The organism is Mycolicibacterium stellerae, assembly GCF_003719305.1.
Taxonomy (GTDB): Bacteria; Actinomycetota; Actinomycetes; order Mycobacteriales; family Mycobacteriaceae; genus Mycobacterium; species Mycobacterium stellerae.
Map to the genome: position 1 here is coordinate 247,447 of NZ_RARC01000005.1, position 9,268 is coordinate 256,714.

A 9,268-nucleotide genomic window follows, 5' to 3' on the forward strand; every position below is an offset into this window, starting at 1 on the left:
TCCCGTGGCCGGTACCGCCGTTGGCTAGTGTTCTGTGGTCGGCCTCAGCGAACAAGCCGACAGAAAAGTTGAGCACATCATGACGGCAGCAGCAGAAACGTCGCCGCTCCAAGCGCGGGTCGGCCATTGGTACCAGATGGACGGCACCTACCTGGTCGGCCGGGAGAAGCTGCGCGAGTACGCCCGCGCGGTGCAGGACTACCACCCCGCGCACTGGGACGTCGCCGCCGCGGCCGAGCTGGGCTATTCGGACCTGGTGGCGCCGCTGACCTTCACGTCGACCCCGGGCATGACCTGCAATCGCCGCATGTTCGAACAGGTGGTCGTCGGCTACGACACCTATATGCAGACCGAAGAGGTCTTCGAGCAGCACCGCCCGATCGTGGCAGGCGACGAACTGCACATCGATGTCGAGCTGACGTCGGTGCGCAGGATCGCCGGTAGAGACCTGATCACCGTGACCAACACCTTCACCGATGCGGCCGGCGAGCGGGTGCACACCCTGCACACCACCGTCGTCGGCCTCACCGCCGAGGACGTCGATCCGGCGATCAAGACGGCGGTGCAGCACATGATGATGCACGACGTGGACATCTTCGGAATCGGCGAGTCCGAATACCACAAGACGGTGCGTCCCGAGGGCAAGGTTCGGCTCGCCGAGGGCGGCTCGACCCGCACTCCGGGGACGCCGTCCATCGATGACGTGAAGGTCGGCGACGAGCTACCCGTGCGCCACACCCGACTGTCCCGCGGCGACCTGGTGAACTATTCCGGCGTGGCGGGCGACGCCAACCCGATTCACTGGGATGAGGCGATCGCCAAGCTGGCCGGGCTGCCCGATGTGATCGCCCACGGAATGCTCACCATGGGCCTGGGTGCCGGGTTCGCCTCGGCATGGTCGGGTGACCCCGGTGCGGTGACCCGGTATGCGGTGCGGCTGTCTGCGCCCGCGATCGTGTCGGCGGCCGAGGGTGCAGACATCGAGTTCACCGGCCGGGTCAAGTCGCTGGACCCGGCGACCCGCACCGGCGTCGTCCTCGTCGCCGCGAAGTCGGCCGGCCGCAAGATCTTCGGGTTGGCGACGGCCGACGTTCGCTTCCGCTGACACTTCGGCGAGACTGTTTCGTGGGCCTCAGCGGTTCAGCGCTCGACGGATCTCGGATTCGGTGGGCGCAGGCGGCGCTTCGACATGCCCGTGGGAGATCACGCCTGCCAGCCACAGCGCGCTCAACCGGGCGCTGGCCCGGGGAGCGTCATCGACGGTCCGATGGATGAGGCCGGCGTTGGCGATGAGCAGGACGGCGAGGTCGACGGGCGACGCGTCCTTGCGCACCTTGCCGCTGCGCACCGCACGCCGAAACACCTTTGCGATGGCGCGATAGTGTCGGGCTCGCAGCTGTTCGACGTGTGGTGACAGCGGCCGCAGCGACGCCAACAGATCGGCCAGGCCGCGGTTCGTCGCCTGCAGCGCGCAGGTGGCCGTGACGCAGTCCCGCAACGCGGTCACCGGATCCTCGGCGTGTACGGCATCCTCGGCGATGGCGCAGTAGCGCTCGAGATGCCCCGCGTAGACCTCCGACAACAGCAACTCCCGCGTCGGAAAATGCCGGTACAGCGTCGCGTTGCCGATATCGGCGCGGTGCGCTATTTCGTTCAGCGACACCTGCACACCCTGCTCGGCATACACCGCTTCGGCGGCGGCCAGCGCGGCAGCCCGGTTGCGGCGGGCATCAGCTCGCACGACCAGCCTCCATTCTTCGCGGGCGGAATATTCGGGGATGGCTCCCCGTTTAGTCTACGATCCACCAAGTGGGGAGTCATCCCCGTATAGGAGGTCCGGTCGTGAGAGCAGTAGTGGTCACTGAGTACGGCGGTCCCGAAGTGCTGCGGCAGATCGAGATCGGCGAGCCCCACGCAGGCCCCGGCCGAGTCCGCATCAGGGTGCATGCCGCCACAGTCAACCCCGCCGACGCGCTGCTGCGGATCGGCGACATCGATGGTGCCTTGCGTGCCAGCACGTTGTCGCCGCCCTACCGCCCTGGCATGGAGGTTGCCGGGATCGTCGACGAAATCGGCCCCGACGCACACACCGACGTCCAGATCGGGGACCGCGTCATGGCGATCGTGATGCCGATCGACGACTCCGGCGGCGCATACGCCGAATACGTCGTCGTCAACGCCGACCAGGTCACCCTCGCACCCGCCGGTAGCAGCCACGCGGAGGCGGCCACGTTGCCGATGAACGGGCTCACCGCCCGCCGGGCGCTCGATGTATTGAAGCTGAGGCCGGGTGAAACCCTCGCGGTCACCGGTGCCGCAGGCGCGGTCGGCGGTTACGTCATACAGCTGGCGAAGACCGACGGTCTCCGGGTGATCGCCGATGCCGCGCCTGCCGACCAGCAGCTGATCGATATGCTCGGCGCCGATGCGATCGTCGCGCGGGGACGCGGTGTGGGAGAACGGATTCGGCAGCTCTACCCGGATGGTGTCGCGGCAGTCATCGACGCCGCACTTCAAGGCGACGAGGTGTTGCCCGCGCTGCGTGACAACGGACAGATCGCGGTCGTCCGTCGACCCGGCGAGCGGGGCACCTCGACGCTGCATCCCGAACGCGGCATCACGATCCGCGACGTGTGGGTGCCCGACTACACCCACGCGACCGAGAAGCTCGACGGCCTACGGGTGCTTGCCGAGCAGGGCAGGATCAGCATGCGCGTCGCACAGACCTTCCCCGCCGCAGATGCGGCCGTTGCGCACCACACCCTCGAAAAGGGCGGCGTCCGTGGCCGTCTCGTCCTCCTCTTCGACTGAAGGAGATCATCATGAACCCCCCGATCCTGGTAGCGGTGACGGCGGCATTGAACAGCGGGGCCGTGGCATCGGTCTTTCACCGCGGCGGCCTGTCGCGGGCAGGTGACCACCGCTGGGAAATCAACGGAACCGACGGCGACGTGCTGATCACAAGTCCCGCCGCCAACGGCAACATCCAAGCCGCCCAGTTGGTCCTGGCCGGCGGCCGAGAATCAGAAGCCCACGTCGAACCCATCATCGTGTCGATTGACCGGATAGCCAGCGGTGCTTACACCGCTGCGTGAAGATGACAACTGATTTCGAGGAGACTTCATGCGCGCTGCAATGCTGACCGCATACAACGCCCCGCTGGAGATCGGCGAGGTCCCAGATCCGACCCCTGGCCCCGGTGAAGTCCTTGTGCGAGTCATGGCAAGCGGGGTCAACCCACTCGACACCAAGATCCGTCGAGGCGTCGCTGCGCACGCGGAGATGGCGCCGCCGGCCGTGCTGGGCATCGACCTGGCCGGGGTGGTGCAAGCAGTGGGGGCACAGGTCGACCGATTCCGCATCGGCGACGAGGTATTCGGCATGACCGGCGGAGTCGGCGGCCTGCAAGGCACGCTGGCCGAACTGGCTGCAGTCGATACGCGGTTGATCGCGCACAAGCCCGAGAGCCTGTCGATGATGCAGACCGCGGCGCTTCCGCTTGGCTTCATCACCTCTTGGGAGGGACTCGTCGACCGCGCCGGAGTCGTTGCGGGCCAGCGGGTGTTGATCCACGGTGGCGCGGGCGGGGTCGGATTCCTCGCTGTTCAACTCGCCATCGCCCGCGGAGCGCAGGTGTTCGCCACCGGGAGCCCGTCGAGCCAGGAGGTGATCCGCCATGCCGGCGCGACCCCGATCGACTACACGGCGAGCACCGTCGAGGAGTATGTCGACAGATACACCGGCGGCGACGGCTTCGACATCGTCGTCGACAACGTCGGTGGCGCCACGCTCGACGCCTCGTTCACCGCGGTCAAGCGTTACAGCGGCCACGTCGTAAGCGCGTTGGGCTGGGGCACTCACAGCCTGGCGCCCTTGTCGTTTCGTGGCGCCACCTATTCGGGCGTCTTCACCTTGATGCCCCTGTTGACCGGCCGCCGTCGCGAACACCACGGCCGCATCGTCGCCGAAGCCGCCACGCTGGCCGACGGAGGACGGCTTATCCCGCGACTGCACTCCGAGTCCTTTGCGCTCGACGACGTCAATGCTGCATATGAGGCCGTCGAAAATGGCACTGCTACAGGGAAAGTGGTGGTGCTCCCGGACGGCTGACACGCTCGAGCGCACCCCCAAACCGCATGCTCTGCCAAACCCCAGAGAGGTAAGCCGATGAATTGGAACCGAGACGACACCGCCGTAGTGTTCATCGATCCTCAGAACGACGTGCTGAGTCCCACCGGGATCAACTGGGCGGCCACCGGCGCCAGCGTCACCGAGAACGGAACCGTCGAGCATATGCTCGAGATCTTCAAGGCCGCCAAGGCCGCAGGGTTTTCCATGTTCATCTCGCCGCACTACTTCTATCCCACCGATCATGGATGGTTGTTCAACGGCGCACTGGAAGCCGACGAGCTGCGCACGGGTACCTTCGACCGTCCCGGACCCCTTAACCTCGACGGGCTGACCGGATCGGGAGCCGATTGGCTCGAGGAGTTCAAGCCATATATCAACGACCCGGCGACGGTTGTCGTCAGTCCCCACAAGGTGTTCGGCTCGCAGACCAACGACCTGGTTCTGCAGTTACGCAAGCGGCGGATCAACAAGATTCTTCTGGGCGGCATGCTCGCGAACATGTGCGTGGAATCGCACCTTCGCGATCTGCTCGAGCAGGGCTTCGAGGTATACGTCGTGCGCGACGCGGTCGCAGGACCACGCCACCCCGAGTGGGGGGACGGGTACCGGGCCGCGCTGGTCAACTATGCATTCCTGGCCCACGGGGTGGTCTTGACCGAGGATGTCGTGACCGCAATGCGCGCCGCGGGGTAATCGTTGTGGGGCAACAGAATTCGATGACGCTTATCACCACCCCGTTCGGATTCAGGTCAACGGCGGCCGACGTCCTTGCGGGTATCGACCTGTCCGGCCGGCGCGCGATCATCACCGGTGCCACGTCCGGCATCGGGGTCGAGACCGCGCGCACTCTTGCGGCGGCAGGCGCAGACGTCGTCCTTGGTGTTCGCCGGCTTGACGCGGGGCGCCAGATCACCGCCCAGATCACCGAATCCACCGGAAACCCCAATGTCGAGGCTGCCACGCTCGATGTCGCCGATCTCGTTTCCGTCCGCGACTTCGCTGCCCGATACGGCCTAGCACCGGTGCACATGCTGATCAACAATGCCGGCATCATGGCGCTGCCCGAACTGTCGCGCACCGAGCAGGGCCGGGAGATGCAGTTCGCCACCAACTACCTCGGTCACTTCGCTCTCACGCTCGGTCTGCACCGGGCGCTCAGGGCCGCCGGTGGCGCTCGTGTTGTGTCGGTGAGTTCCAGTGGACATCTGTTGTCGCCGGTCGTATTCGACGACCTCGACTATCGTTTCCGACCCTACGACCCGTTGACGGCATACGGGCAATCCAAAACAGCTGACGTGCTACTGAGCGTTGGGGTGACCGAACGCTGGCGCCGAGACGGCATCGTCGCCAACGCACTCAATCCCGGCGCGATCGCCACCGGACTTCAGAAGCACACCGGGGGCCTGAGAACTCCCGTGCAGCACCGAAAGACGATAGAGCAGGGTGCTGCGACCTCAGTACTGCTGGCCGCGTCGCCACTGGTCGACGGTATCGGCGGCCGCTACTTCGAGGACTGCAACGAATCACCGATCGTCACACAGCGCCCCCAGGATTTCAGCGGCGGCGTCGCGCCCTACGCGCTGGACCACGACAACGCCGCACGGCTATGGGACATCGGAGTTGGGCTCATCGACCCGCTGCTGAGCGGGTAGGGGATCAGGAAAGCAGCGAGTCCGGTGTGTGCCAACGCAGGCCATCGAATCTGCCGAAATCGCTGTCGTAGGTGACGACGCTCGCGCGGTGCTCGATTGCGAGTGCGGCCAGGTGGGCGTCGTTGACAAGATTGCCGCCGGCTCCTACCGGCGACAGCAAGTCGGAGAACACGTCGGCGTGTCGGGCGGTCGGGTGGACGAGCGTCGCGCTCGGCGCCCCACACCAGTCTCGGATCTGAGCCATCGCGTCCTGTGCGCTGAGCGGAGACGGGAAGAGTCCGTGCTTTGTGGTGAGCCGAGCGAAGGCCAGTAGCGGCACCCATGCCAACCCGACGATATCGGCACCCGACAGGGCGCCGTCGAGCCAACGCCGGCTCGCGTCGTGGTGCTCACTGGCCGAGTTCACCGCATACAACAAGACATTGGCGTCGACGATCCTCATGCTCCGCGCCGCTGACGGCGAACGAGCTCTTCGTCTTCGAGTTCGGCGGCCAGCTGCAGGGCGCGATCCAAACTCACCGACGGGACACCGAGATCGGCTGTGCGCGTTACGAATGTTGCTGGTGCGGGTCTGCGCGCTGCACCTTCGCGGATCGCGTCATTGAGGGCTTGCTTGAAGGACGTCCCCTTTTCGGCCATCCGGCGCCTGACCACGGCGAGCGTGTCGTCGTCGAGTGTTACCGTCGTGCGCATGCTGACAGCATAGCATCAGAGTATATGACAGCATGCTATCAAACTGCCATCGTCACGCATCGCCGCGATGGCGGTCTGGCGCACCTCGGCACCGACGGGCAAGCAGCAGCGATAATGGGCCGGGTGGATGCGGAATTGTCTGTCGCAGTGGCGCAGCCACATATTGCCGCGGGCGCGGTGACCGCCAACGTCGATGCCCACGTCGCGCTGATTGATCAGTCCCACGCGCGTCTGGTGGTATTCCCGAAGCTGTCCCTGACTGGTTACCAGCTGGCTGCATCGCCGATCGATGTCGCCGGTGCCGTCATGGAACCGCTGACATCAATCTGCGCGGCAACGGGTTCCACCGCTTTGGTAGGCGCTCCCGTGGAGTCCAACGGACGCCACTACATCGCGACCGTGCTAGTCGACTCCACCGGTCCCAGCGTGGTCTACCGCAAGACCTACATCGGCGCAGGCGAGCAGGCACGGTTCTGGCCAGGACCGGGGCCGCAAGCGATCAACCTCAACGGGTGGCGTATCGGTCTGGGGATATGCCGCGACACCGGCATCGACGAACACGTCAGTGGGACAGCACAACTCGGTGTGGACCTCTACGCTTGCGGTGTCGTTCATCACTACTGGGAACTTGCCGAGCAGCAACGCCGCGCACGCAACATCGCTGCGACCTGCCGTGCTCCGGTGGCGATGGCCAGCTTCGCAGGCCCGACCGGCGCAGGCTATGTCACCACCGCAGGCCACTCAGCGATCTGGTCAGCAGAATCGTCGCTGATCGCCCGGGCAGGCCTCGAGCCCTCTCAGATCGCCCGCGCCATACTCAAACGCAAACCCGCACAAGAGGTCCCCGACCAGGTTTAGCGTTCGCGATCGCTCAGGATTGCGCTTGGGCTGTGGAGGACAGTGCGTTCGCGACGAAGACGGCGGCTTGGTCGGCCATTCCGTTGTCCTTGTACGAGCTGTGCGCCGAGCGGTCGAGGCCGCCGGGGAAGCACACCGGGTCGCCCTGCGCGCACATTTGAATCGTTTTGCCGGCGTAGAGATTTCCGACGGCGATCGGCGGTGCGTCATGGTCGACCAGATTCAGGAACCAGGGGTCCGGTGTGCCGAACAGGGCGACGGCCGCGATGTGAGAGGCGATCTTCTGCGGCATGGGGCCGGTAATGTCCGGGGGCAGGGTGAGGCCGGCCGGGATGCTGTCCGCGGTGGTGTAGGCCGCCACCGCGGCACCCTGCGAGTAGCCGCCAAGGACGATCTTGGTGTCGGGGCAGCTCGCCGCGATGGACTCGATCTCGTTGCTGGCGTCCGCAACTCCGCCCTCGGCGGCCTGGAAGTCCAGCGAGGCCGGGTAGTCCACCCCGTAGACGGCGACGGGTTGGGCCCCCAGCCGGGCGTTCAGGGCATCGATGAACGCCTGTCCGGTGGCGCCGACGCCCGGTGCTTCCCACGTGCCCCTCGCGAACACCACCTCGACCCCCGGGCAGGATGCGTCCGACGCGGCAGCCGCCGGAGCAGCGCTTGCCAACGCGAGCGTCGCCCCGACGGGCAGAAGCGCGGCGGCCAGCCGGCGCATGGTCCGGGAATTGGCTGCGTTACGAGGTGCGGTGCTGTCGTTCATGGTCAAGTCCCCTTGGCTCGGTGTGGTAATCGGCTTCAAGGACCATCGCATCGCCGTTGGCCGTCCCACATCGACGCCAACCGCCATCGGCGCTACCTGCTACCTGGAAGACTCCAGCGCACCGGCTGTGGGAGTACTGTGGCGGCCGCCGCAGCGACTCAACTGCTCGAGACCGCCACCACGACCTTGTCACCATGACGTCCAGCGGCCGAGCCGAAGGCCTTGGCAGCCTCGATGAGGGGATGCCGTTCGGTGACCAACAGATCGAGGTCGACACCGGCGCCGGCCAGTGCGATCGCACGCGGGTACGTATCCTTCATTCGCCGCACCATCGCAAACGTCAAGCCCTTGCGTCGCGCCGCGGCGGCCGGAAACGCCGATGCGTCCTCCGACGGGATGCCGGCGAGCGCCACTCGACCACCCGGCCGGACCGCCGTCACGGCGGTGCCGATCCCGGCGTCGTTTCCGGCCAGCTCGATGACGACATCGACGCCGCGTCCTTCTGTGGCGTCGAGAACCCCGTCGGCCGCCTGCTCTGGCGACCACACCGCATGTGCTCCGCAGCGCGACGCGCTGGCCCGCCGGTGCGCGAGCGGCTCGGTCATGAAAACCCGCGACGCCCCCCTGCGAATCGCCACCTGCAGCGCGAGCAAGCCGATCGGCCCGGCCCCTACCACCAGCACGTCCGCCCCCGGCTGCATGTGACTGATGTCCACCGCGTGGATAGCCACACCCAAAGGTTCGAGCAGCGCGCCCGCATCGTCGCTGAGCGCGTCGGGCAACGGATGCAACAGGTGATCCGGCCACAACAGGAACTCCTGAAGCGCCCCGTCGAGCGTCCCATGCCCGGCGAATTGGACTGTCGGGCAGAGGTTGTGATGGCCCACCCGACACATTTCGCACGCGCCGCACGCGATGGCCGGGTCGACGGCGACGCGTTGACCCGCGTACGGGCCGGTGATCGCCTTCGCCGCGAACTCGTGTCCTGGCACGACGGGGTGTTCGATCCGGCTCTCGCCGATGCCACCGTCGGTGAACCAGTGCAGGTCGGAGCCGCAGATGCCCACCGAGGTCACCGCAAGCAGCGACCAACCGGGCGTCGCTGCGCCAGGGTCGGGTTCGGCTGCCACCCGCAAGTCCCCGACCGCGTACAGGCGCGCGGCGAGCATCAGTTCAG

12 protein-coding genes are annotated in these 9,268 nt (G+C 66.5%); 7 read left to right on the forward strand and 5 right to left on the reverse strand.

Annotated elements, in window-relative coordinates:
- Positions 1-79: 79 nt before the first annotated feature.
- Positions 80-1,105: a fused (3R)-hydroxyacyl-ACP dehydratase subunits HadA/HadB gene (locus D6M19_RS09860; RefSeq protein ID WP_123025063.1), complete on the forward strand. Its 1,026-nt coding sequence runs from the start codon at positions 80-82 to the stop codon at positions 1,103-1,105.
- A gap of 27 nt (positions 1,106-1,132) precedes the next feature.
- On the opposite strand, the gene D6M19_RS09865 is transcribed toward D6M19_RS09860, so the two are convergent.
- Positions 1,133-1,741, reverse strand: coding sequence for a TetR/AcrR family transcriptional regulator (locus tag D6M19_RS09865; protein ID WP_164478413.1), 609 nt, complete (start codon positions 1,739-1,741; stop codon positions 1,133-1,135).
- A 101-nt stretch (positions 1,742-1,842) separates the two neighbouring features.
- On the opposite strand from D6M19_RS09865, the gene D6M19_RS09870 reads away from it, so the two are divergent.
- The 5 genes from D6M19_RS09870 to D6M19_RS09890 are packed head-to-tail and all read left to right on the forward strand — an operon-like array spanning position 1,843 to position 5,783.
- Positions 1,843-2,811: an NADP-dependent oxidoreductase gene (locus tag D6M19_RS09870; protein WP_123025001.1), complete on the forward strand. Its 969-nt coding sequence runs from the start codon at positions 1,843-1,845 to the stop codon at positions 2,809-2,811.
- Between the two features lie 11 nt (positions 2,812-2,822).
- Positions 2,823-3,095, forward strand: coding sequence for a hypothetical protein (locus tag D6M19_RS09875; RefSeq protein WP_234834792.1), 273 nt, complete (start codon positions 2,823-2,825; stop codon positions 3,093-3,095).
- 28 nt (positions 3,096-3,123) lie between these two features.
- Complete coding sequence (locus D6M19_RS09880) at positions 3,124-4,110, forward strand: zinc-dependent alcohol dehydrogenase family protein (protein WP_123025002.1); 987 nt, start codon at positions 3,124-3,126, stop codon at positions 4,108-4,110.
- Positions 4,111-4,167: 57 nt separating this feature from the next.
- Positions 4,168-4,824 carry a cysteine hydrolase family protein gene (locus tag D6M19_RS09885; RefSeq protein WP_123025003.1) on the forward strand — a complete coding sequence of 219 codons (657 nt, stop codon included), beginning with the start codon at positions 4,168-4,170 and terminating at the stop codon, positions 4,822-4,824.
- Between the two features lie 23 nt (positions 4,825-4,847).
- Positions 4,848-5,783, forward strand: a complete 936-nt coding sequence (locus tag D6M19_RS09890; protein ID WP_123025004.1) for an SDR family NAD(P)-dependent oxidoreductase — start codon at positions 4,848-4,850, stop codon at positions 5,781-5,783.
- A gap of 4 nt (positions 5,784-5,787) precedes the next feature.
- Here D6M19_RS09890 and D6M19_RS09895 read toward each other — a convergent pair whose 3' ends face one another.
- The gene (locus D6M19_RS09895; RefSeq protein WP_123025005.1) at positions 5,788-6,225 is read right to left on the reverse strand and encodes a type II toxin-antitoxin system VapC family toxin; all 438 of its coding nucleotides are present in this window, start codon (positions 6,223-6,225) and stop codon (positions 5,788-5,790) included.
- Positions 6,222-6,476: an antitoxin gene (locus D6M19_RS09900; protein WP_123025006.1), complete on the reverse strand. Its 255-nt coding sequence runs from the start codon at positions 6,474-6,476 to the stop codon at positions 6,222-6,224. The genes D6M19_RS09895 and D6M19_RS09900 overlap by 4 nt, the downstream gene beginning before the upstream one ends.
- A 123-nt stretch (positions 6,477-6,599) precedes the next feature.
- On the opposite strand from D6M19_RS09900, the gene D6M19_RS09905 reads away from it, so the two are divergent.
- Positions 6,600-7,334, forward strand: a complete 735-nt coding sequence (locus D6M19_RS09905) for a carbon-nitrogen hydrolase family protein (RefSeq protein ID WP_123025064.1) — start codon at positions 6,600-6,602, stop codon at positions 7,332-7,334.
- Between the two features lie 13 nt (positions 7,335-7,347).
- Here D6M19_RS09905 and D6M19_RS09910 read toward each other — a convergent pair whose 3' ends face one another.
- Positions 7,348-8,091 (reverse strand): cutinase family protein, encoded by a 744-nt coding sequence (locus D6M19_RS09910; RefSeq protein WP_164478414.1) that lies wholly within the window; start codon positions 8,089-8,091, stop codon positions 7,348-7,350.
- A gap of 158 nt (positions 8,092-8,249) precedes the next feature.
- Positions 8,250-9,260 carry a zinc-dependent alcohol dehydrogenase gene (locus tag D6M19_RS09915; RefSeq protein WP_234834794.1) on the reverse strand — a complete coding sequence of 337 codons (1,011 nt, stop codon included), beginning with the start codon at positions 9,258-9,260 and terminating at the stop codon, positions 8,250-8,252.
- Positions 9,261-9,268: the final 8 nt, after the last annotated feature.

Bases quoted from the DNA above. Each gene is read 5' to 3' on its own strand.
- D6M19_RS09860 (WP_123025063.1), top strand. From the start codon at position 80: ATGACGGCAGCAGCAGAAACGTCGCCGCTCCAAGCGCGGGTCGGCCAT.
- D6M19_RS09875 (WP_234834792.1), top strand. From the start codon at position 2,823: ATGAACCCCCCGATCCTGGTAGCGGTGACGGCGGCATTGAACAGCGGG.
- D6M19_RS09880 (WP_123025002.1), top strand. From the start codon at position 3,124: ATGCGCGCTGCAATGCTGACCGCATACAACGCCCCGCTGGAGATCGGC.
- D6M19_RS09885 (WP_123025003.1), top strand. From the start codon at position 4,168: ATGAATTGGAACCGAGACGACACCGCCGTAGTGTTCATCGATCCTCAG.
- D6M19_RS09890 (WP_123025004.1), top strand. From the start codon at position 4,848: ATGACGCTTATCACCACCCCGTTCGGATTCAGGTCAACGGCGGCCGAC.
- D6M19_RS09895 (WP_123025005.1), bottom strand. From the start codon at position 6,225: ATGAGGATCGTCGACGCCAATGTCTTGTTGTATGCGGTGAACTCGGCC.
- D6M19_RS09900 (WP_123025006.1), bottom strand. From the start codon at position 6,476: ATGCGCACGACGGTAACACTCGACGACGACACGCTCGCCGTGGTCAGG.
- D6M19_RS09910 (WP_164478414.1), bottom strand. From the start codon at position 8,091: ATGAACGACAGCACCGCACCTCGTAACGCAGCCAATTCCCGGACCATG.
- D6M19_RS09915 (WP_234834794.1), bottom strand. From the start codon at position 9,260: ATGCTCGCCGCGCGCCTGTACGCGGTCGGGGACTTGCGGGTGGCAGCC.